Source organism: Macrococcus animalis, assembly GCF_047425875.1.
GTDB lineage: Bacteria > Bacillota > Bacilli > Staphylococcales > Staphylococcaceae > Macrococcoides > Macrococcoides animalis.
In genome coordinates this window covers 991,934-1,011,595 of sequence record NZ_CP179727.1, presented here as the reverse complement: position 1 = coordinate 1,011,595, position 19,662 = coordinate 991,934, and the positions used below count along the sequence as shown (strand labels likewise).

29 protein-coding genes are annotated in these 19,662 nt (G+C 36.3%); 25 read left to right on the top strand and 4 right to left on the bottom strand.

All coding sequences use genetic code 11. The features are described from left to right. Window positions 1-19 precede the first annotated feature (19 nt). The 3 genes from ACMGE9_RS05335 to ACMGE9_RS05325 all read right to left on the bottom strand — a co-directional run bounded on the left by ACMGE9_RS05335 (window position 20) and on the right by ACMGE9_RS05325 (window position 2,664). A complete protein-coding gene (locus ACMGE9_RS05335; RefSeq protein WP_414044204.1) occupies window positions 20-871 on the bottom strand; it encodes a GRP family sugar transporter in 852 nt (283 codons plus the stop codon). Between the two features lie 123 nt (window positions 872-994). Then, window positions 995-1,846, bottom strand: a complete 852-nt coding sequence (locus ACMGE9_RS05330) for a GNAT family N-acetyltransferase (RefSeq protein ID WP_414044203.1) — start codon at window positions 1,844-1,846, stop codon at window positions 995-997. A 5-nt stretch (window positions 1,847-1,851) separates the two neighbouring features. Beyond that, window positions 1,852-2,664: an HAD-IIB family hydrolase gene (locus ACMGE9_RS05325; protein WP_414044202.1), complete on the bottom strand. Its 813-nt coding sequence runs from the start codon at window positions 2,662-2,664 to the stop codon at window positions 1,852-1,854. A gap of 131 nt (window positions 2,665-2,795) precedes the next feature. Between ACMGE9_RS05325 and ACMGE9_RS05320 the strand changes: the two genes are divergently transcribed. The 3 genes from ACMGE9_RS05320 (at window position 2,796) to ACMGE9_RS05310 (ending at window position 8,308) form a co-directional block, all read left to right on the top strand. Further along, window positions 2,796-4,925, top strand: a complete 2,130-nt coding sequence (locus tag ACMGE9_RS05320; protein WP_414044201.1) for a DNA topoisomerase III — start codon at window positions 2,796-2,798, stop codon at window positions 4,923-4,925. A gap of 81 nt (window positions 4,926-5,006) precedes the next feature. Then, window positions 5,007-6,524 (top strand): SLC13 family permease, encoded by a 1,518-nt coding sequence (locus tag ACMGE9_RS05315; protein WP_414044200.1) that lies wholly within the window; start codon window positions 5,007-5,009, stop codon window positions 6,522-6,524. Between the two features lie 434 nt (window positions 6,525-6,958). Then, window positions 6,959-8,308, top strand: coding sequence for an NCS2 family permease (locus tag ACMGE9_RS05310; protein WP_414044199.1), 1,350 nt, complete (start codon window positions 6,959-6,961; stop codon window positions 8,306-8,308). Between the two features lie 38 nt (window positions 8,309-8,346). Here ACMGE9_RS05310 and ACMGE9_RS05305 read toward each other — a convergent pair whose 3' ends face one another. Continuing rightward, on the bottom strand, window positions 8,347-8,745 hold the full coding sequence (locus ACMGE9_RS05305) for a hypothetical protein (RefSeq protein ID WP_414044198.1): 399 nt from the start codon (window positions 8,743-8,745) through the stop codon (window positions 8,347-8,349). Between the two features lie 388 nt (window positions 8,746-9,133). Here ACMGE9_RS05305 and rpsJ point away from each other — a divergent pair, with 388 nt between their 5' ends. The 22 genes from rpsJ (at window position 9,134) to secY (ending at window position 19,662) form a co-directional block, all read left to right on the top strand. After that, complete coding sequence (rpsJ, locus tag ACMGE9_RS05300) at window positions 9,134-9,442, top strand: 30S ribosomal protein S10 (protein ID WP_133443057.1); 309 nt, start codon at window positions 9,134-9,136, stop codon at window positions 9,440-9,442. A 27-nt stretch (window positions 9,443-9,469) separates the two neighbouring features. After that, window positions 9,470-10,129: a 50S ribosomal protein L3 gene (gene rplC, locus ACMGE9_RS05295; RefSeq protein ID WP_414044197.1), complete on the top strand. Its 660-nt coding sequence runs from the start codon at window positions 9,470-9,472 to the stop codon at window positions 10,127-10,129. Between the two features lie 28 nt (window positions 10,130-10,157). Then, entirely contained in the window at window positions 10,158-10,781 is a 624-nt protein-coding gene (rplD, locus tag ACMGE9_RS05290) for a 50S ribosomal protein L4 (protein WP_133423691.1), read from the top strand. Further along, window positions 10,781-11,056 (top strand): 50S ribosomal protein L23, encoded by a 276-nt coding sequence (rplW, locus tag ACMGE9_RS05285; protein ID WP_096077500.1) that lies wholly within the window; start codon window positions 10,781-10,783, stop codon window positions 11,054-11,056. Before rplD ends, rplW begins: the two co-directional genes overlap by 1 nt. Window positions 11,057-11,103: 47 nt before the next feature. Then, the gene (rplB, locus tag ACMGE9_RS05280; RefSeq protein WP_414044196.1) at window positions 11,104-11,934 is read left to right on the top strand and encodes a 50S ribosomal protein L2; all 831 of its coding nucleotides are present in this window, start codon (window positions 11,104-11,106) and stop codon (window positions 11,932-11,934) included. Between the two features lie 66 nt (window positions 11,935-12,000). Next, window positions 12,001-12,279, top strand: a complete 279-nt coding sequence (gene rpsS / locus ACMGE9_RS05275; protein WP_012656110.1) for a 30S ribosomal protein S19 — start codon at window positions 12,001-12,003, stop codon at window positions 12,277-12,279. 22 nt (window positions 12,280-12,301) lie between these two features. Next, a complete protein-coding gene (rplV, locus tag ACMGE9_RS05270) occupies window positions 12,302-12,679 on the top strand; it encodes a 50S ribosomal protein L22 (protein WP_414044195.1) in 378 nt (125 codons plus the stop codon). A gap of 27 nt (window positions 12,680-12,706) precedes the next feature. Beyond that, a complete protein-coding gene (rpsC, locus tag ACMGE9_RS05265; protein ID WP_414044194.1) occupies window positions 12,707-13,360 on the top strand; it encodes a 30S ribosomal protein S3 in 654 nt (217 codons plus the stop codon). A 2-nt stretch (window positions 13,361-13,362) separates the two neighbouring features. Beyond that, window positions 13,363-13,797 carry a 50S ribosomal protein L16 gene (rplP, locus tag ACMGE9_RS05260; protein ID WP_133417842.1) on the top strand — a complete coding sequence of 145 codons (435 nt, stop codon included), beginning with the start codon at window positions 13,363-13,365 and terminating at the stop codon, window positions 13,795-13,797. Then, complete coding sequence (gene rpmC / locus ACMGE9_RS05255) at window positions 13,787-13,999, top strand: 50S ribosomal protein L29 (RefSeq protein ID WP_041635771.1); 213 nt, start codon at window positions 13,787-13,789, stop codon at window positions 13,997-13,999. Before rplP ends, rpmC begins: the two co-directional genes overlap by 11 nt. A gap of 26 nt (window positions 14,000-14,025) precedes the next feature. Further along, the gene (gene rpsQ, locus ACMGE9_RS05250; RefSeq protein ID WP_414044193.1) at window positions 14,026-14,289 is read left to right on the top strand and encodes a 30S ribosomal protein S17; all 264 of its coding nucleotides are present in this window, start codon (window positions 14,026-14,028) and stop codon (window positions 14,287-14,289) included. A gap of 30 nt (window positions 14,290-14,319) precedes the next feature. Continuing rightward, on the top strand, window positions 14,320-14,688 hold the full coding sequence (rplN, locus tag ACMGE9_RS05245) for a 50S ribosomal protein L14 (protein ID WP_086041702.1): 369 nt from the start codon (window positions 14,320-14,322) through the stop codon (window positions 14,686-14,688). A gap of 33 nt (window positions 14,689-14,721) precedes the next feature. Beyond that, the gene (rplX, locus tag ACMGE9_RS05240; RefSeq protein ID WP_099578983.1) at window positions 14,722-15,030 is read left to right on the top strand and encodes a 50S ribosomal protein L24; all 309 of its coding nucleotides are present in this window, start codon (window positions 14,722-14,724) and stop codon (window positions 15,028-15,030) included. 74 nt (window positions 15,031-15,104) lie between these two features. Further along, complete coding sequence (rplE, locus tag ACMGE9_RS05235) at window positions 15,105-15,599, top strand: 50S ribosomal protein L5 (RefSeq protein WP_414044445.1); 495 nt, start codon at window positions 15,105-15,107, stop codon at window positions 15,597-15,599. A gap of 28 nt (window positions 15,600-15,627) precedes the next feature. Beyond that, complete coding sequence (rpsN, locus tag ACMGE9_RS05230; RefSeq protein WP_036787751.1) at window positions 15,628-15,813, top strand: 30S ribosomal protein S14; 186 nt, start codon at window positions 15,628-15,630, stop codon at window positions 15,811-15,813. A gap of 29 nt (window positions 15,814-15,842) precedes the next feature. Further along, a complete protein-coding gene (gene rpsH, locus ACMGE9_RS05225) occupies window positions 15,843-16,241 on the top strand; it encodes a 30S ribosomal protein S8 (RefSeq protein ID WP_096077492.1) in 399 nt (132 codons plus the stop codon). A gap of 28 nt (window positions 16,242-16,269) precedes the next feature. Further along, entirely contained in the window at window positions 16,270-16,806 is a 537-nt protein-coding gene (rplF, locus tag ACMGE9_RS05220) for a 50S ribosomal protein L6 (RefSeq protein WP_414044192.1), read from the top strand. A gap of 27 nt (window positions 16,807-16,833) precedes the next feature. Then, on the top strand, window positions 16,834-17,196 hold the full coding sequence (gene rplR, locus ACMGE9_RS05215) for a 50S ribosomal protein L18 (protein WP_414044191.1): 363 nt from the start codon (window positions 16,834-16,836) through the stop codon (window positions 17,194-17,196). An 18-nt stretch (window positions 17,197-17,214) separates the two neighbouring features. After that, window positions 17,215-17,712 carry a 30S ribosomal protein S5 gene (gene rpsE / locus ACMGE9_RS05210; protein ID WP_099578979.1) on the top strand — a complete coding sequence of 166 codons (498 nt, stop codon included), beginning with the start codon at window positions 17,215-17,217 and terminating at the stop codon, window positions 17,710-17,712. 14 nt (window positions 17,713-17,726) lie between these two features. Next, window positions 17,727-17,906, top strand: coding sequence for a 50S ribosomal protein L30 (gene rpmD, locus ACMGE9_RS05205; RefSeq protein ID WP_099578977.1), 180 nt, complete (start codon window positions 17,727-17,729; stop codon window positions 17,904-17,906). 26 nt (window positions 17,907-17,932) lie between these two features. Further along, entirely contained in the window at window positions 17,933-18,373 is a 441-nt protein-coding gene (gene rplO / locus ACMGE9_RS05200; protein WP_414044190.1) for a 50S ribosomal protein L15, read from the top strand. Continuing rightward, entirely contained in the window at window positions 18,373-19,662 is a 1,290-nt protein-coding gene (gene secY / locus ACMGE9_RS05195; protein ID WP_414044189.1) for a preprotein translocase subunit SecY, read from the top strand. The genes rplO and secY overlap by 1 nt, the downstream gene beginning before the upstream one ends.

Here is a 19,662-nt window from a genome sequence, read left to right as displayed (position 1 = left end):
ATAAACGCCTCCAATATTTTTATTGTTTTGCTAATCCTAATAAGAATGCTGCAGAAATAATGAGAACAATGCCAATTGCAATACCGATATACTGCTTCTTCGTTTTCTTTTCTTTAAGTAAGAAGATACCACCTAATGTTGAGACAACAACTAACATTTGTGAGAATGAAAAGCTTGTTGCGACCCCAACTTTCGGTTGAGAATAGAATAGTGCCATATTACCCAGGGCCCAAACTACACCAGGGATAATATTTTTAACGATATTCTTCTTTTTCGGTTGGTGTTTGAAACTTAAAAGCAATCCGCCAATTACCATACCAATTGCTTGTGGGAATAATGCGTCCCATCCTTCGACACCGAAGAATCGACCGATGACCACATATGTAACATAGCCGATTGTTGAAATCAGTAATATAGGAATGGCTTTTTTATAGTTTTTATCACCACTTGCATCATCTTCACCTTTTAAAGATGTTAAAATAACACCGACAACAAGTAATACAAGTGCTGAAATCCCGAGAATAACAGCTTTCGTCGTAGTCCATTCACTGAAGAACATCACTGCGATTAATGTAGTACTAACAAGTTGTAAACCTGTTGATATGGGCATAGTTCTTGAGACACCGATTAAATCAACACTTTTTAATTGATTCCCTTGACCTAGTGCCCAAAATGCACCAGATACAATTCCGACAGCTAAGATTTTTAAATTTAATTCTGGTTGTACAACAAAATACGTTATTGTACCAATAATAAAAGCACCCAAGACGGTACCCATAATTTGTTCATAAGGTGAACCGCCAACTTTTACGTTGATAAGTACAACACTACCCCATAATAGTGCTGGGAGTAGTGCAATTAGTAAATCCATAACATCAGTCCTTCTAAAATACTATGATGCCTATGTTTTACCCTGAAATATTTTTACTAAAACTCATTAATATTATTTAAAATAAAAACACACAAAGAAATGCTATTCTTTGCGTGTTTCTATTTACTCTACGGTATATTTAAAATGATTCATTTCATTTATTTTTGTAAATCCAATCGCTTCATAGAATTCGATATTCTTTTCACGTTTACTTTTTACTGAGATTTGGACACGTTCAGCATGATGCTTATTGAACGCATGATTCACAGCAAACGAAACTAGCTCATGTCCAATACCTTTGTTACGGTATTGTGGGTGTGTTGCTAAATATTCAATATTACACACATCATCATCATTAATTTGAATCCAAATATAAGCTTTCACTAAACCTTCATTTAAATAAAGATAAAGTTCATGTGTGTTACCAATGGTTGCAAGAATTTTATCACGCCTCGTTTTATAATCCGTGTGTAAATCTTTCATGAGATGTGAGAAGCTTTTCTTGTATATCGACTTATACTTAATGATTTGTGGTTTGATGTCGGTTGTTTTATTTTCTTTTGTTTCCATTGTATATGTAGTGCCAAGATATTGCGTACGTAGATTCTTCATGACGGCTTGTCCAAATCGATGATCTTCATGGAAACTGAAGTAATACGTTGTCGTCGTTGGATGACTACGTAAGAAGTCTTGCCACATGACTTGAATCATATCGAGTGTTTCATCATCTGTTTTTGTTGTGATGGGCCCAAGAATGAATGCTTCTGTATCATTAATGTGTTCGATGCCGAATGCGGCGATTATCTGGTCATTGTCAGTGATTTGTAGCATATCTTTTGGATCAATATTATTCAGTTGGTCGATAATGCTTTGTTTTGTAAGTCGGATGTAACCAACGTGGTGTTTACTGTCCTGATTGAGTTGATATAAGAATTCAGCTAATGATGTAATGTCATTCATATGTGAGATTTGCAAGTCTTTCACTCCTCGAAATAACGTGTTAAGGTTTCTAAAATACCTTTGTTGTAAGGGGTATCTGTTTGTTGAGAATATCGTGATTTTGCTTCAGGTGTTGCATTACTTACTAAATACCCGTGTTTTACATTATTCAACATTAATAAATCATTTCCGCTATCGCCGAATGCAAATGTGTGGTCCGGGTGAATATTGAATTTTTGTGATAGGTATTTCACTACTGCGTGTTTCCCAGCAATTGAAGGATAAAAATCGACATCATAATGTCCTTCTGGATCACCAATCAGTGGGTTACATTTACTAACATTGACGATAAAATGATGTGTTTTACCTAGCGATTTAATTGTTTCGATATTGTACGTGTCGATGTTACCTAATCCTTTGTAATAGTAGTTACGTGAAAAAGGTGCATTTTCAAATGGTGTTTGTGTAATTAAATCGATATTTTGTTCTTTTAATTGTTGCTCAATATCGAGAATAACTGATTTATCGAAATTAAGTTGTTGAAACTTATTGTGGTAATCTTCGTCTAATACAAGCTTACCGGCTTTAACATAATATATTTCTGTACCTGAGTTCGTAGAAATGAAGTGTGGATAGTGCGTATTATGTCCAATCTCAAGACAAGATTCAATCATTTCTTTCGTACTTGCTGAAATGATACCGAATAAGATACCCTTTGAAGCTGAGTTATCCGCGAGAAATTGGTCCAGCGCTTGTACATCATCTTGATTGCTTAAATCATGTGCGAAATACGTTTCATCAAAGTCAGAGCACACTAAATAATGAACCTTTTCTGGGAAATGAAGAGTTTTCATATCATCGCCTCCTTAGTTAGTTTAAGCATAACGGAGCAGTGAGTAAATAACAATTGTAAATGTTATAAAAGTAAGTGTTTCTATGAAATCTGTTATAATTTAATAAATCAATTGAGAATAGGACGGATAATATGAAATCAGTAGTACTAGCTGAAAAACCATCAGTTGCACGTGATATCGCACGTGTACTGAATTGTAACCAAAAGAGAAATGGCTATATGGAAAATAATCAATATATTGTTACATGGGCATTAGGCCACTTAGTGACCAATGCAGATCCAGAACAATATGATAGTAAGTATAAAGCGTGGGATATGAAAGATTTGCCGATATTACCTGAACGTATGAAGTCTGTTGTGATTGGTAAGACACGTAAGCAATTTAATGTCGTAAAAGCACAGATCGAACGCCAAGATGTTAATGAAGTTATTATTGCAACAGATGCTGGTCGGGAAGGGGAGCTTGTTGCACGATTAATTTTAGAGAAATGCAAAGGGAATAAGTCTGTCAAGCGACTTTGGATTTCATCCGTGACAGATGGTGCGATTCGTGAAGGGTTTAAGAAGTTAAAGCCAGGTAGTGCATATAATGGTTTGTACCAGGCAGCAATGGCGCGTAGTGAAGCGGACTGGATTGTCGGTATAAATGCAACACGAGCATTAACGACGAAATACGATGCGCAGCTTTCTACAGGACGAGTACAAACACCAACATTACAAATGGTGAAAATAAGACAAGATGCAATCAATCAATTTATACCGAGAAAATATTATGGTTTGAACATTGTTATGGACGGTGTAACATTTAATTGGCAGTCTCCCAATCGAATTTTTGATGAAAAGATAGTCGATCAGTTAATTGAGGACTTGAAGGGTGAGAAGGCGGTTATTAGTGAGGTAGTTTCAAATGAGAAGAAACGTTTCCCAGGAAAATTATATGATTTAACATCATTACAACAAGATGCATATCGTAGATTTAAGTACTCTGCGAAGGAAACGTTAAGTACGATGCAGAATTTGTATGAGTCTCATAAGCTTGTAACTTATCCTCGTACAGATTCGAATTATTTAACGACGGATATGGTGAGTACATTAAAAGATAGAGTAGCTTCACTTGCTACAACGGATTACCGTGCACAAGTTGTTGAATTATTGAAGTATCCGATAAAATCAAGTAGTCATTTTATTAATGATTCAAAGGTGAGTGATCATCATGCAATCGTACCTACTGAAGTACGTGTGAATTTAGAGAGTTTAAGTTCACGTGAACGTAACATTTATATGATGATTGCTGAACGCTATTTAAGTAATCTAATGCCTCCTTATGTATATGCAGAACAAAAGGTTACTGTCAAGATGGGAAAGGCATCATTTATAGTAAAACAAGAACAAACGGTTAGCCCTGGATTTAAAGCATTATCTTCAGAAGGAAATGCAACGAAACATCATGTATTTAAAAAGGATGCAGTAGTAGAAAATGTGAAAGTTAATAAGACAACACATGAGACAGAACCCCCATCTTACTTAAATGAAGGTAGTTTATTAAAAGCGATGGAGAATCCAAGTAGTATATTTGATATTGATAAATCTGCTGAAACAACATTAAAATCTGCAGGTGGAATTGGAACTGTTGCAACACGTGCTGATATTATCGAAAAATTATATAACTTAAATGCAATCGAGAACTTTAATGGCAATATAAAAGTGACAAATAAAGGGCGTCAATTATTAGAACTCGCACCAACAGCTTTGAAGTCACCAGAGTTAACGGCAGACTGGGAACACAAATTAACCTTAATTGAGAAGAATAAGTACGATAAAAATAAATTCATTAATGAAATGCGTGTGTTCACGAAAGAGATCATTAATGAAATTAAATCGAGTGAAGATAAGTTTAAACATGATAATATGACAACAACAGAATGTCCAACATGCGGTAAATTCATGCTAGAAAAAAAGACACGTAATGGTAAGATGCTTGTATGTCAGGATCCAACGTGTGGAACGAAGAAGAATGTTCAACGTCAAACAAATGCGCGCTGTCCAGAATGTAAGAAGAAATTAGTGTTACATGGCAAGGGGCCAAAAGCGATGTATAGCTGTAAATGCGGATTCAGAGAGACTCAGGAACAAATGGATAAACGCTTTAAATCACGCAAGACTGGTAAAGTTTCGAAAAATGAAATGAAAAAATATATGAAAAAAGAAGAAGAGCCAATCAACAATCCATTTGCAGATGCTTTAAAAAATTTAAATCTTTAGTAACTTTATTGTAAAGAGTGTTACCGTTTTCACAATTTATTGGTACAATAGAATCGAATAAATATAAGGGAGGTAACACCAATGGAAGAAGTTAAGCAGAAATTAAATTTGAAACCTTATTGGATTATTTTGAGTTTTATCGTCTTAATTGCAATTGTATTACTCCCAACGCCAAATGATTTGCCAATTATGGCAAAGATGGCACTTGCGATTTTAGCGTTTGCTGTAATCATGTGGGTTACAGAAGCAGTTAGCTATCCAGTCTCTAGTACGATGATTGTGGCATTGATTATTATGCTTGTCGGATTTAGCCCGATTCAAAAACTTGGAGAATCTATGGGTAATCCTATGGCAGCAGGAAAACCTTTAGCTGAAGATGCATTATTTGGTACACAAAATGCATTAAAAATTGCATTTAGTGGATTCTCAAGTTCAGCTGTTGCATTAGTTGCAGCGGCGTTGTTCTTAGCAACAGCGATGCAAGTTACAAATCTTCACAAACGTCTTGCGTTACTTGTATTATCAGTAGTTGGTAATAAAACGAATGCTGTAGTTGCTGGATCAATCGTCGTATCAATTATATTAGCGTTCTTTGTACCATCTGCTACAGCAAGAGCTGGTGCAGTTGTACCAATCTTATTAGGAATGGTCACAGCATTTGGTGCAAAAAAGGAATCACGCCTTGCAGCCTTGCTCGTTATCACTGCAGTACAAGCAGTATCGATTTGGAACGTAGGGATAAAAACTGGAGCAGCGCAAAACATGGTTGCAATGGGTTTCATTAATAAACAATTTAACCAAGATATTTCTTGGGGACAATGGTTTATGTATGCAGCACCTTGGTCAATTTTAATGTCTATTGCACTTTACTTTATAATGATTACCGTAATTAAACCTGAAACAAAGGAAATCGCTGGTGGTAAAGAATTAATTAAGAAACAATTGGATGAACTTGGGCCAGTAACAGCAAGGGAGTGGCGTTTAATCGCTATCTCAGTTGCATTATTATTCTTCTGGGCTACAGAGGCAAAATTACATCCAATCGATTCATCTTCTATTACTTTAGTAGCCTTAGCAATCATGTTAACACCTAAAATTGGTGTGTTTAGTTGGAAAGATGTTGAGAAATTAATTCCTTGGGGTACGATTATCGTATTCGCAATTGGTATCTCGTTAGGGAACTTATTACTTCAAACAACAGCAGCGCAATGGTTAAGTGATAAGACATTTGGTTTAATGGGATTAGAAAATATGCCATTACTTGCAACAATCGCATTAATTACTTTGTTTAATATCTTGATTCATTTAGGATTTGCAAGTGCGACAAGTTTAGCAAGTGCATTAATTCCAGTATTTATCGCATTAACAGCGACACTTGGATTAAAAGACAATGCAATAGGATTTGTATTAATACAACAATTCGTTATCAGTTTCGGATTCTTATTACCTGTATCTGCACCACAAAATATGTTGGCATATGGTACAGGCACATTTACAGTAAAAGATTTCTTGAAAGCAGGTATCCCACTAACAATTATTGGTTACCTGTTGATTCTATTATTTAGTGCGACTTACTGGAAGTGGATTGGATTATTGTAAGATAGCATTAGGAGCGCATCTCAGTTGAGGTGCTTTTTTTGTGAAGTGGAGTGGCACGCTTTTTAGGATTTTCGTGCCACTTTATTTATCATTCAAAGTATAATAATAATCCTCACTATACCGATACGCTTCCAATCTTTTTGTTCAATGCGTCTTCTAACAACATCATTTTTGGTGGTTTTAGCATGATAATTCTCCAAATTGAAAAAGTATACTTAATTCATACAAAACCAATTTCAACTGAATATTAACGCACCGTAAAGTATCGTAAAGATTTGATATGAAATGACTGGTAGTAAAAATTAATTACTCAAAACTCCCCTAGAATATGGATATAAACGAACATTCCAATCAAATAAATTAAAATTATGTTGATTTTTCCGAACATTGAGATTAGACTATACAAGTATAAAAATTAATAAAGGAAGTGCACAATGAGAAATTATTTTAAGTTTGATGAGTTAGACACAAACTATAAGAAAGAGATTCTTGGTGGTCTAACAACGTTCTTGTCAATGGCCTATATACTCGCAGTAAATCCGGCAATGTTATCATTAGCTGATGTTAAAGGTATACCGGATAGCATGCGTATGGATTCTGGCGCAGTTTTCGTAGCAACTATTTTAGCTTCGATTGTCGGTTGTTTATTCATGGGATTGATTGCAAATTATCCAATCGCTTTAGCACCTGGAATGGGGTTGAATGCGTTCTTCGCATTCACAGTGGTTTTACAATATAACATTCCATGGCAAACAGGTCTTGCAGGTGTTTTATGTTCAGGACTATTCTTCGCACTTCTTACAATGACGGGATTGCGTGAAACAATTATTAATGCTATTCCATTCGAACTAAAAATGGCAGTTTCAGCAGGTATTGGCTTATTTATTACTTTTGTCGGTTTAAAAGGAGCGGGTATTGTTGTCGATAATCCAGCAACACTTGTCTCGTTAGGCAATATTCATGATTCACATGTATTATTAGCAGTTGGAGGTATTTTATTAACTGTCATTCTAATGGCGAAAAAGGTACCTGGAAGTATTTTTATTGGAATGGTTATTACTGCTTTAGCAGGTGTTATATTTGGTTTAATTGATGCTCCAAAACAAATTATCGGATCAGTACCAAGTGTTGAACCTACTTTTGGTAAAGCATTTGAAGCATTTGGTCAGCCTGAACAAATTTTTAATATTCATTTCTTAATAGTTGTATTAACGTTTTTATTTATTGATTTCTTTGATACAGCAGGTACATTGGTTGCTGTTGCAAATCAAGCAGGCTTAGTAAAAGATAATAAATTACCTCGTGCAGGAAGAGCGTTATTTGCAGATTCACTTGCAACAATAACGGGTGCAATTTTTGGTACATCTACTACCACGTCTTACATTGAGTCATCAGCCGGTGTAGCAGTTGGCGCGCGTACAGGCTTTGCAAGTGTAGTTACTGCTATTTGTTTCGCTTTGGCATTATTCTTCTCACCTTTAATGGCTGTAGTAACTTCAGCAGTTACAGCGCCAGCACTTGTAATCGTCGGGGTACTAATGGTTTCAAACTTAAAGAGAATAGACTGGGAGAAATTTGAGGTAGCAGTACCATCTTTCTTAACAATTATTATGATGCCTTTAACATATTCAATTGCTACAGGTATTGCATGTGGATTTATTTTCTATCCGATTACGATGATAATGTCTGGAAGAAAGAAAGAAATTCATCCAATTATGTATGGTATGGCGATAATATTCATATTATATTTCACTTTTGTCGTTCAAACACCATCAACGAAATAAAAAAATTGCGGATTCTAAATTTAGAATCCGCAATTTTTTTATTTTCTGTACTCTCTCACTGTTTCACCAGCACGATGTCTCTCATAATGAGTTGTATTACCACGATATTCACGCGTATTTAATACTATACCGATATAAACAAGCATTAAGAAAAACATTAACCAATGCATAAACATCCCAACGACAGGGATAAATGCAACCGCATTTGCAATAATACCAATCATTGCAATAGTACTTAATGAAGATCTAGCTTCATTAGATCTGTCTAACACAGTGATTAATAGCATAATAATGTACATCGTAATATTACTACCTAATGGCGCCCAACCGAGAGATAGGATATAACTACCACCTAAAAATGGTAATCCCATAAAGCCCTCAGAAAACAACATAATAAAGGCGAGAATTAACAATATAATACGAATTGGACTTTTCATATCTACAACCTCCAAATAATTTAAAAGTAACATATGAAACTTTTTCTTTGTATATACATTATAACATGGTATAATCAAATCCTATGCAAAAACGCTCAGTTAGACATTTTTAGAGTTTCTTCTATAGAAAATATAACTACACACTGTTAAACAATATTTACATAAAATTAATAAAGATATAGGTTATCTTAAAAATATATTAATAAATATCTTTAAAAGTATTGATTAATGAAAAGAATTCGTGTATTATATCTACTGTTGGACTTTAAAAAGCGATGAAGCGAGAGGTTACTGACACACCCGGCCGCTTTGCCATGGCGATGTGTTTGACAATTTTCGTGGAGAAGTCTATCAAACCAAAATAGACGTTATAAGAGGAGGTAAAATTATGGCAAAACAAAAAATTCGTATTCGTTTGAAAGCGTATGATCACCGTGTGATCGATCAATCAGCTGAGAAAATAGTAGAAACTGCAAAACGTTCAGGTGCAGAAGTATCAGGACCAATTCCATTACCAACGGAAAGAACAGTTTATACAATTATCCGTGCCGTTCATAAGTACAAAGATTCTCGTGAACAGTTTGAACAACGCACACACAAACGTTTAATCGACATTGTTAACCCAACACCGAAAACAGTTGATGCTCTTATGGGCTTAAACTTACCATCTGGTGTAGACATCGAAATCAAATTATAATTTAAAAAGTAGGAGGTGCGACTTTCGATGACCAAAGGAATCTTAGGAAGAAAAATTGGAATGACACAAGTATTCGCTGAAAACGGTGAATTAATTCCAGTAACAGTAGTAGAAGCAGCACAAAACGTAGTATTACAAAAGAAAACTGAAGAAGTTGATGGTTATTCATCAATTCAAATCGGTTTTGAAGACAAACAAGCTTACAAAGCAACACGTAAATCAAACAAATTTGCGACGAAACCAGCTGAAGGCCATGCTAAAAAAGCAGGTACAGCACCTAAGCGCTTCATTCGTGAATTCAGAAACGTAGATGCTTCTGAATACGAAGTAGGTCAAGAAGTCACTGTGGACGCGTTCCAAATTGGTGACATCGTTGACGTAACAGGAGTTTCTAAAGGTAAAGGTTTCCAAGGGGCTATTAAACGTCACGGTCAATCACGTGGACCTATGAGTCACGGTTCTCGTTACCACAGACGCCCAGGTTCAATGGGTATGGCATCTGACGCTTCTAAAGTATTTAAAGGTAAAGCATTACCAGGCCGTATGGGTGGTAATACTGTTACAATGCAAAACTTAGAAATCGTTAAAGTAGACGCTGAAGCGAACGTTATCTTAGTAAAAGGTAATGTACCAGGACCTAAAAAAGGTTTAGTGAAAATTCAAACTTCAATTAAAGGTAATAAATAAGTAACCACGAAAGGAGGAAACAAACATAATGGCAAATTATGATGTATTAAAAGTAGATGGAACAAAAGCTGGTTCAATCGAATTAAACGAAAGTGTATTCGGAATCGAACCTAATCAACATGTATTATTCGAAGCAATTAACTTACAAAGAGCTTCTATGCGTCAAGGTACTCACGCAGTTAAAAACCGTTCAGCAGTACGCGGTGGCGGACGTAAACCTTGGAAGCAAAAAGGTACTGGTCGTGCACGTCAAGGTACTATCCGTGCTCCGCAATGGCGTGGTGGTGGTATTGTATTCGGTCCAACACCTAGAAGTTATTCATACAAAATGCCTAAAAAAATGCGTCGCTTAGCTTTACGTTCAGCGTTATCAGCTAAAGTGAAAGAAAATGCATTTACAGTTTTAGAATCATTAACATTTGATGCTCCTAAAACAAAAGATTTCAAAAACATGACTACTACTTTAGAACTACCAAGAAAAGTATTATTCATTGTTGAAGCTGAAGATGTAAACGTAGCATTATCTGCTCGTAACATCCCAGGCGTAACTGTTATTACTGCAACTGGCTTAAACGTTTTAGATATCGTTCATGCTAATCAAGTAGTAATGACAAAAGGTGCAGTTGAAAAAGTAGAGGAGGTGCTTGGTTAATGGAAAATCGCGATATTATTAAGCGCCCCGTAATCACTGAACGTTCATCTGAACAAATGGCACAAGATAAATACACTTTTGATGTAGATACTCGTGCAAATAAAACTCAAATCAAAATTGCTATCGAAGATATCTTTGATGTAAAAGTTGATAAAGTGAACGTAATGAATTATAAAGCTAAGAAAAAACGTGTTGGCCGTCACAGTGGCTACACAAACAAAAGAAGAAAAGCGATCGTAACTTTAAAAGACGGATCAATCGATTTCTTCAGCTAAAAACAAATTAAAAATAAACTATTTACCATTAAGGAGGTAAAACGACAATGGCAATTAAACATTATAAGCCAATAACAAACGGTCGTCGTAATATGACAGGTTCAGATTTCGCTGAAATTACGTCAACGTCACCTGAAAAGTCATTACTTGAGCCCCTTCCGAGAAAAGCGGGTCGTAATAACCAAGGTAAGTTAACAGTACGTCACAGAGGTGGCGGTCATAAACGTCAATACCGTGTAATTGATTTCAAACGTAACAAAGATGGTATTCCAGCGAAAGTGGCGACGATTGAATATGATCCGAACCGTTCAGCTAATATCGCTTTATTACATTACTTAGATGGAGAAAAACGATATATCATCGCTCCTAAAGGATTAACAGTTGGTACTCAAGTATTTAACGGTCCTGAAGCTGATATTAAAGTAGGTAACGCATTACCATTAGCAAACATTCCTGTAGGTACAGTAATTCACAATATCGAATTAAAACCTGGTAAGGGTGGCCAATTAGTACGTTCGGCTGGAACTTCAGCACAGGTACTTGGTAAAGAAGGTAAATACGTATTAGTTCGTTTAAAATCTGGTGAAGTTCGTATGATCTTATCAACTTGTCGTGCAACAATCGGTCAAGTAGGTAACGAGCAACATGAATTAATCAATATCGGTAAAGCGGGACGTTCTAGATGGAAAGGTATCCGTCCAACAGTTCGTGGTTCTGTAATGAACCCTAATGATCACCCGCACGGTGGTGGTGAAGGTCGTACTTCAATCGGTCGTCCATCTCCAATGTCACCATGGGGTAAACCAACTCTTGGTAAGAAAACACGTAAGAAGAAAAACCGTTCTGACAAATTTATCGTTCGCGGACGTAAAAAATAATATTAACTTACTAATGTTAGCGGCTTAGGCCGCTAACGGCAGGTAAGATATGAGGGAGGCGCCACAATGGCTCGTAGTCTTAAAAAAGGACCTTTCATCGATGATCACTTAATGAAAAAAGTTGAAGCATTAGAGGAAGGCGGCAAAAAAACAGTAATCAAAACTTGGTCACGTCGCTCTACAATTTTCCCGAATTTTATCGGACACACTATCGCAGTATATGATGGACGTAAACACGTACCTGTATATGTAACTGAGGATATGGTTGGACATAAATTAGGAGAATTCGCACCAACACGTACTTACAAAGGTCACGGTGCAGACGACAAGAAAACTAAACGCTAATTTCAAATAAGGAGGAATAACTATGGAAGCAAAAGCGGTTGCAAGAACAATCAGAATCGCACCTCGTAAAGTGAGATTAGTATTAGATCTTATCAGAGGTAAAGAAGTAGCAGAAGCTATCGCTATTTTAAAATTAACAAATAAAGCAACATCACCAGTAGTTGAAAAGTTATTAATGTCAGCATTAGCTAACGCAGAACATAACTATGATATGAACGTTGATACTTTAATCGTTAAAGAAGCATATGCAAATGAAGGACCAACTTTAAAACGTTTCCGTCCACGTGCACAAGGTCGTGCAAGTGCGATTAATAAACGTACAAGCCACATCACAATCGTTGTTGGCGATAAAGAAGTGAAAACTTCAAACAAAGAAGTAACTACAGAAGAAGCTAAATAAATACTATCTCATTAAGGAGGGAATACAGTGGGTCAAAAAATTAATCCTATCGGACTTCGTGTCGGAATCATTCGTGACTGGGATGCGAAATGGTATGCAGAAAAAGATTTCGCTACTCTATTACATGAAGACTTAAAAGTTCGTAAATATATCGCAGAAAACTTAAAAGACGCTTCTGTTTCTCGTGTAGAAATCGAACGCGCAGCGAACCGTGTTAACATCGCAATCCACACTGGTAAACCTGGTATGGTTATCGGTAAAGGCGGTTCAGAAATTGAAAAATTACGTAACGCATTAAACAGCTTAACTGGTAAACGCGTACACATCAACGTTATTGAAATTAAGAAAGTTGATATGGATGCTACATTAGTTGCGGAAAACATCGCACGTCAATTAGAAAACCGTGTATCATTCCGTCGTGCTCAAAAACAAGCCCTTCAACGTGCAATGAAGTTAGGTGCTAAAGGGATCAAAACTCAAGTATCAGGTCGTTTAGGTGGCGCAGATATCGCGCGTGCTGAACAATATTCAGAAGGAACTGTTCCACTTCATACATTACGTGCTGACATCGATTATGCACATGCAGAAGCAGACACTACTTACGGTAAATTAGGTGTTAAAGTATGGATCTATCGTGGTGAAGTTCTTCCTACAAAGAAATCTAGTGAAGGAGGAAAATAATAATGTTATTACCTAAACGTGTAAAATACCGTCGTCAACATAGACCTAAAACAACTGGTCGTTCAAAAGGCGGAAACGAAGTAACATTTGGTGAGTACGGTTTACAAGCAACTACAGCAGCTTGGATTACTTCTCGTCAAATTGAATCAGCTCGTATTGCAATGACTCGTTACATGAAACGTGGCGGGAAAGTTTGGATTAAAATCTTCCCTCACACACCATATACTAAAAAACCTTTAGAAGTACGTATGGGTTCTGGTAAAGGTGCAGTTGAAGGATGGGTAGCAGTAGTAAAACCTGGACGTATTATGTTTGAAATCGCAGGTGTTCCTGAAGAAACAGCTCGTGAAGCATTACGTTTAGCATCTCACAAACTTCCAGTGAAAACTAAGTTTGTAAAACGTGAAGAATTGGGTGGTGACACAAATGAAAGCTAAGGAAATTAGAGATTTAACCACTTCAGAAATTGAAACTAAAGTAAAATCGCTTAAAGAGGAACTTTTCAACCTACGCTTTCAGTTAGCTACAGGTCAACTTGAAAATACAGCACGTATTCGCGAAGTGAAAAAATCTATCGCGCGTATGAAAACTGTTGTACGTGAAAGAGAAATCGAGCAACAAAAAACTGAACAAAAATAATTTTTAAGGAATAGGAGGGAACTCTTGTGAGCGAAAGAAACGACCGTAAAGTTTACACAGGTAAAGTTGTATCTGACAAAATGGATAAAACAATTACTGTTGTAGTTGAAACTTATAAAACACATTCTTTATACGGTAAACGTGTAAAGTACTCTAAAAAATATAAAACACATGATGAAAACAACACAGCGAAAATGGGCGACATCGTTAAAATTATGGAAACACGTCCTTTATCAGCTACAAAACGCTTCCGTTTAGTAGAAGTTGTTGAAGAATCAATTATCATTTAATAAGTAAATTAGATAAAGGAGGTAACTCGAATGATCCAACAAGAATCACGCTTAAAAGTGGCAGATAACTCTGGTGCTCGTGAAGTATTAACTATTAAAGTATTAGGCGGATCTGGTCGTAAAACAGCTAACATCGGTGACGTAATCGTATGTACAGTTAAAAATGCTACACCAGGTGGCGTTGTTAAAAAAGGTGACGTTGTTAAAGCTGTTATCGTTCGTACTAAATCTGGTGTACGTCGTAACGATGGTTCATACATCAAATTTGACGAAAACGCTTGTGTTATCATCCGTGATGACAAAGGACCTCGTGGAACACGTATCTTTGGACCTGTTGCACGTGAATTACGTGAGGGCAACTTCATGAAAATCGTTTCATTAGCACCTGAAGTATTATAATAAAACACAAAATCAAGAGGAGGTGTCTACGACATGCATATTAAAAAAGGCGACAAAGTTATCGTTATCACAGGTAAAGATAAAGGTAAAACAGGAACAGTAATTGAAGCTCTTCCTAAAAAAGATCGCGTAGTTGTTGAAGGTGTAAACATTGCGAAAAAACACCAAAAACCTACTCAAATGAATCCTGAAGGCGGCATCGTTGAATTTGAAGCTGCAATTCACGTTTCAAATGTTATGTTAATTGACCCAAAAACAAACAAACCAACTCGTGTTGGTACGAAAATAGAAGATGGCAAGAAAGTACGTGTAGCTAAGAAATCTGGAGAAATCATTAAATAATTATCTGGAAGGAGGTTCTCACATTGACACAGACACGTTTAAAAGAAAAATTCATTAAAGAAATTTCACCTGAAATGATGAAAAAGTTTAATTACGCATCAGTGATGGAAGTACCAAAAATCGAAAAAATCGTAGTAAACATGGGTATCGGTGACGCAGTTCAAAACTCTAAAGTCTTAGACTCTGCAGTTGAAGAATTACAAGCAATCACTGGTCAAAAGCCAATGGTTACTAAAGCTAAAAAATCAATCGCGACATTCCGTTTACGTGAAGGTATGCCTATCGGGGCAAAAGTTACTTTACGTGGAGAAAGAATGTACGAATTCTTTGATAAATTAGTAAACGTTTCATTACCTCGTGTACGTGACTTCCGTGGTATTTCAAACAAAGCGTTTGATGGCCGTGGTAACTACACACTTGGCGTTAAAGAACAATTAATTTTCCCTGAAATCGATTATGATAAAGTAAGTAAAACACGCGGAATGGATATCGTTATCGTAACTACTGCTAACACTGACGAGGAAGCTCGTGAATTGTTAACACAATTCGGTATGCCATTTCAAAAGTAATCTCTAATATAAAAGGAGGCTAAATTTAGTGGCTAAAAAATCAATGATCGCTAAACAACAGCGTAAACAAAAATTTAAAGTACAAGAATACACTCGTTGTGAACGTTGCGGACGTCCACATTCAGTTTTACGCAAATTTAAACTTTGCCGTATTTGTTTCCGTGAATTAGCTTATAAAGGTCAGATTCCTGGCGTTAAAAAAGCAAGCTGGTAAAATTTAAACCTGAAAGGAGGATATTTTAAATGACTATGTCAGATCCAATCGCAGATATGCTAACTCGCGTACGTAACGCAAACATGGTACGTCACGAGAAATTAGAATTGCCTGCATCAAACATCAAAAAAGAAATCGCTGAAATCCTTAAACGTGAAGGATTCGTTAAAAGTGTTGAATATATTGAAGATGATAAACAAGGTGTTATTCGTATGTTCTTAAAATACGGTTCAAATAACGAACGTGTTATCACTGGTTTAAAACGTATCTCTAAACCTGGTTTACGTGTTTACGCAAAAGCTGATGAATTACCAAAAGTATTAAATGGCTTAGGTATCGCATTAGTGTCAACTTCTGAAGGTGTATTAACTGATAAAGAAGCGCGTCAACGTAACATTGGTGGAGAAGTATTAGCTTACATCTGGTAAGAATTATTAAAGAAGGAGGTGCCGACTTATGAGTCGTGTTGGTAAGAAGGTTATTGAAATCCCAACTGGGGTTGAAATCAAAATCGACGGTAACACTGTAACAGTTAAAGGACCTAAAGGTGAATTAACTAATACATTTAACGAAGAAATGACATATAAATTAGAAGACAATACTTTAGAAGTAGTTCGTCCATCTGATTCTAAAGCTCATAAAACAATCCACGGAACAACTCGTGCTTTAATCGCTAACATGGTTGAAGGTGTTTCAAAAGGATTCGAAAAGAACTTAGAATTAATCGGGGTTGGTTACCGTGCTCAAATGCAAGGTAAAAACTTAATCTTAAACGTTGGATACTCTCACCCAATTGAAATCGTAGCTGAAGAAGGTATTACTTTATCAGTTGATAAAAATACGAAAGTAAAAGTTGAAGGTATTAATAAAGAACGTGTTGGAGCGATTGCTTCAAATATCCGTGCTACTCGTCCTCCAGAGCCTTACAAAGGTAAAGGTGTACGTTACGAAGGCGAATATGTTCGTCGTAAAGAAGGTAAAACTGGTAAGTAATCTCTAAAATAAGAAAGGAGAATATTCATGATCACTAAAATCGATAAGAACAAAGTGCGTATGAAAAGACATGCTCGTGTACGTAGCAGATTAGCTGGTACAACTGAGCGTCCTCGTTTAAACGTATATCGTTCAAACAAACATATTTACGCACAAGTGATTGATGACGTTAAAGGTGTAACTTTAGCTCAAGCATCAACACAAGATAAAGGATTAGGTTTAGAAGCTACTTCAAATGTTGAAGCAGCAGCTAAAGTCGGTGAAACAGTTGCTAAATTAGCAACAGAAAAAGGCGTTAAAGCAGTTGTATTCGACCGCGGAGGATATTTATTCCACGGACGTGTAAAAGCATTAGCTGATGCAGCACGCGAAAACGGTTTAGAATTTTAATAAAAGGAGGAACTCTTAATGCGTCGTGAAAAAGAAGTTAAAGAATTTGAAGAACGCGTAGTTACCATCAACCGTGTATCTAAAGTTGTTAAGGGTGGACGTCGTATGCGTTTCACTGCTTTAGTAGTTGTTGGAGACAAAAATGGTCGCGTTGGTTTTGGTACTGGTAAAGCACAAGAAGTGCCAGAAGCGATTAAAAAAGCAATCGAAGATGCTAAGAAAAACTTAATCACTGTTCCTCGTGTTAAAGGTACTACACCTCACGAAGTTACAGGTAGATTTGGAGCAGGAAGTGTATTAATTAAACCTGCAGCACCTGGTACAGGAGTTATCGCTGGTGGTCCAGTACGTGCCGTGTTAGAATTAGCTGGTATTACTGATATCTTAAGTAAATCATTAGGTTCAAATACACCTATTAACATGGTTCGCGCTACTGTTCAAGGTTTAAAAGAACTTAAAGTTGCTGAAGATGTAGCTAAATTACGTGGTAAATCAGTCGAAGAATTATACAATTAAGGAGGGCATAAACAATGGCTAAAATTAAAATTACCCTCACTCGTAGTATTATCGGTCGTCCTGAAACACAACGTAAAACTGTTAAAGCTTTAGGGCTTAACAAAATGCATCAAACAGTTGAAGTTGATGACAACCCTGCGATTCGTGGGCAAATTAACAAAGTAAGTCACTTAGTGACTGTAACAGAAGCATAATATTTTAAGAATAAGGAGGTGCCGAAATGAAATTACATGAAATGAAACCAGTTGAAGGTGCTCGTAAAGAACGCAACCGTGTTGGTCGCGGTATGGCTTCAGGTAATGGTAAAACAAGTGGACGTGGACATAAAGGTCAAAAAGCGCGTTCAGGTGGTGGAGTACGTTTAGGCTTTGAAGGTGGACAATTACCTTTATTCCGTCGTTTACCAAAACGTGGATTTACTAATATCAACCGCAAAGACTACGCTATTGTTAACTTAGATCAATTAAATCGTTTTGAAGAAGGTACAGAAGTAACGCCAGCTTTATTAATTGAAACAGGTGTTGTATCTAACGAAAAATCAGGTATTAAAATTCTTGGTAATGGTGAATTAACAGCAAAGTTAACAGTAAAAGCTCATAAATTTTCAGCTTCAGCTAAAGAAGCAATTGAAGGTAAGGGCGGAACAACTGAGGTGATCTAATGTTTGATACGCTTATTAGTTTCTTTAAAGTAAAAGAAATACGTAGCAAAATCATCTTTACACTCGCAATGTTAATTATCTTTAAAATCGGAACGTACATTCCGGTTCCAGGTGTTAACCCAACAGCTTTCGAAAGTCAGGCCAATAAAGGCATTACTGATTTGATGAATACATTTGGTGGGGGCGCACTTCAAAACTTCTCTATTCTTGCAATGGGGATTATGCCATACATTACAGCTTCAATCGTAGTTCAATTACTTCAGATGGATGTTGTACCGAAGTTTACTGAGTGGGCTAAACAAGGTGAAGTTGGTCGTAAAAAGCTTACGCAATTTACAAGATACTTTACAATTGTATTAGCATTCATTCAAGGATTTGGGATGAGTTACAGTTTCAATAATATGTTAGGTGGTCAATTGATCACAAATACTAGCGTTTGGAACTTCTTACTTATCGCAGTCGTGTTAACTGCTGGTACTGCATTTTTAATGTGGTTAGGTGAGCAGATTACACAACACGGTGTTGGTAATGGTATTTCCATTATCATCTTCGGTGGGATTCTTTCTTCTATTCCGTCAGCGTTAATTCAGTTCTATCAACAATCTTTTGTTGGTGCGAATGATTCAACAATGGCAATTTTAGAGGCAATCGGAATATTTGTAGGTATGGTGTTACTTACAGCTTTTGCGGTATTCGTACTACAAGCTGTACGTAAAATTCCAATTCAATATGCAAAACGTACTACAGGTAATCGTTTAGCACCACAAGCAACATTTTTACCTTTAAAGGTAAATGCTGCGGGGGTTATTCCAGTTATCTTTGCAATGGCGTTTTTCATGCTTCCGAAGACGTTACAATTACTCTTCCCAAAAGCGGATTGGGCAAAAACTTTAGCAGCACATTCTGATCCGGCTCAGCCGATTGGTATGATTGTATATGTAATTTTAATTATTGCATTTGCTTACTTTTATGCATTTGTTCAAGTTAATCCTGAACAAATGGCTGACAATTTAAGAAAACAGGGTAGTTATGTACCAGGTATTCGTCCTGGTAAAAATACTCAAAACTATATTACAAAAGTACTTTATCGTTTAACATTTGTTGGTTCTTTATTCTTAGCAGGTATCGCAGTGTTACCATTAATCGTTTCTGATTTTTTAAACTTACCACAGTCATTAAGAATTGGTGGAACTAGTTTATTGATCGTTATCGGGGTAGCATTAGAGACTATCGCACAGTTAAAGGCACAACTTGGACAACGTGAATATAAAGGTTTTAAAAGACGTTAA

What these genes read in the sequence shown, in the direction of transcription:
- ACMGE9_RS05335 (WP_414044204.1), bottom strand. Translation starts at nt 871, where the DNA reads ATGGATTTACTAATTGCACTACTCCCAGCACTATTATGGGGTAGTGTT.
- ACMGE9_RS05325 (WP_414044202.1), bottom strand. Translation starts at nt 2,664, where the DNA reads ATGAAAACTCTTCATTTCCCAGAAAAGGTTCATTATTTAGTGTGCTCT.
- ACMGE9_RS05320 (WP_414044201.1), top strand. Translation starts at nt 2,796, where the DNA reads ATGAAATCAGTAGTACTAGCTGAAAAACCATCAGTTGCACGTGATATC.
- ACMGE9_RS05315 (WP_414044200.1), top strand. Translation starts at nt 5,007, where the DNA reads ATGGAAGAAGTTAAGCAGAAATTAAATTTGAAACCTTATTGGATTATT.
- ACMGE9_RS05310 (WP_414044199.1), top strand. Translation starts at nt 6,959, where the DNA reads ATGAGAAATTATTTTAAGTTTGATGAGTTAGACACAAACTATAAGAAA.
- ACMGE9_RS05305 (WP_414044198.1), bottom strand. Translation starts at nt 8,745, where the DNA reads ATGAAAAGTCCAATTCGTATTATATTGTTAATTCTCGCCTTTATTATG.
- rpsJ (WP_133443057.1), top strand. Translation starts at nt 9,134, where the DNA reads ATGGCAAAACAAAAAATTCGTATTCGTTTGAAAGCGTATGATCACCGT.
- rplC (WP_414044197.1), top strand. Translation starts at nt 9,470, where the DNA reads ATGACCAAAGGAATCTTAGGAAGAAAAATTGGAATGACACAAGTATTC.
- rplD (WP_133423691.1), top strand. Translation starts at nt 10,158, where the DNA reads ATGGCAAATTATGATGTATTAAAAGTAGATGGAACAAAAGCTGGTTCA.
- rplW (WP_096077500.1), top strand. Translation starts at nt 10,781, where the DNA reads ATGGAAAATCGCGATATTATTAAGCGCCCCGTAATCACTGAACGTTCA.
- rplB (WP_414044196.1), top strand. Translation starts at nt 11,104, where the DNA reads ATGGCAATTAAACATTATAAGCCAATAACAAACGGTCGTCGTAATATG.
- rpsS (WP_012656110.1), top strand. Translation starts at nt 12,001, where the DNA reads ATGGCTCGTAGTCTTAAAAAAGGACCTTTCATCGATGATCACTTAATG.
- rplV (WP_414044195.1), top strand. Translation starts at nt 12,302, where the DNA reads ATGGAAGCAAAAGCGGTTGCAAGAACAATCAGAATCGCACCTCGTAAA.
- rplP (WP_133417842.1), top strand. Translation starts at nt 13,363, where the DNA reads ATGTTATTACCTAAACGTGTAAAATACCGTCGTCAACATAGACCTAAA.
- rpmC (WP_041635771.1), top strand. Translation starts at nt 13,787, where the DNA reads ATGAAAGCTAAGGAAATTAGAGATTTAACCACTTCAGAAATTGAAACT.
- rplN (WP_086041702.1), top strand. Translation starts at nt 14,320, where the DNA reads ATGATCCAACAAGAATCACGCTTAAAAGTGGCAGATAACTCTGGTGCT.
- rplX (WP_099578983.1), top strand. Translation starts at nt 14,722, where the DNA reads ATGCATATTAAAAAAGGCGACAAAGTTATCGTTATCACAGGTAAAGAT.
- rplE (WP_414044445.1), top strand. Translation starts at nt 15,105, where the DNA reads ATGATGAAAAAGTTTAATTACGCATCAGTGATGGAAGTACCAAAAATC.
- rpsH (WP_096077492.1), top strand. Translation starts at nt 15,843, where the DNA reads ATGACTATGTCAGATCCAATCGCAGATATGCTAACTCGCGTACGTAAC.
- rplF (WP_414044192.1), top strand. Translation starts at nt 16,270, where the DNA reads ATGAGTCGTGTTGGTAAGAAGGTTATTGAAATCCCAACTGGGGTTGAA.
- rplR (WP_414044191.1), top strand. Translation starts at nt 16,834, where the DNA reads ATGATCACTAAAATCGATAAGAACAAAGTGCGTATGAAAAGACATGCT.
- rpsE (WP_099578979.1), top strand. Translation starts at nt 17,215, where the DNA reads ATGCGTCGTGAAAAAGAAGTTAAAGAATTTGAAGAACGCGTAGTTACC.
- rpmD (WP_099578977.1), top strand. Translation starts at nt 17,727, where the DNA reads ATGGCTAAAATTAAAATTACCCTCACTCGTAGTATTATCGGTCGTCCT.
- rplO (WP_414044190.1), top strand. Translation starts at nt 17,933, where the DNA reads ATGAAATTACATGAAATGAAACCAGTTGAAGGTGCTCGTAAAGAACGC.
- secY (WP_414044189.1), top strand. Translation starts at nt 18,373, where the DNA reads ATGTTTGATACGCTTATTAGTTTCTTTAAAGTAAAAGAAATACGTAGC.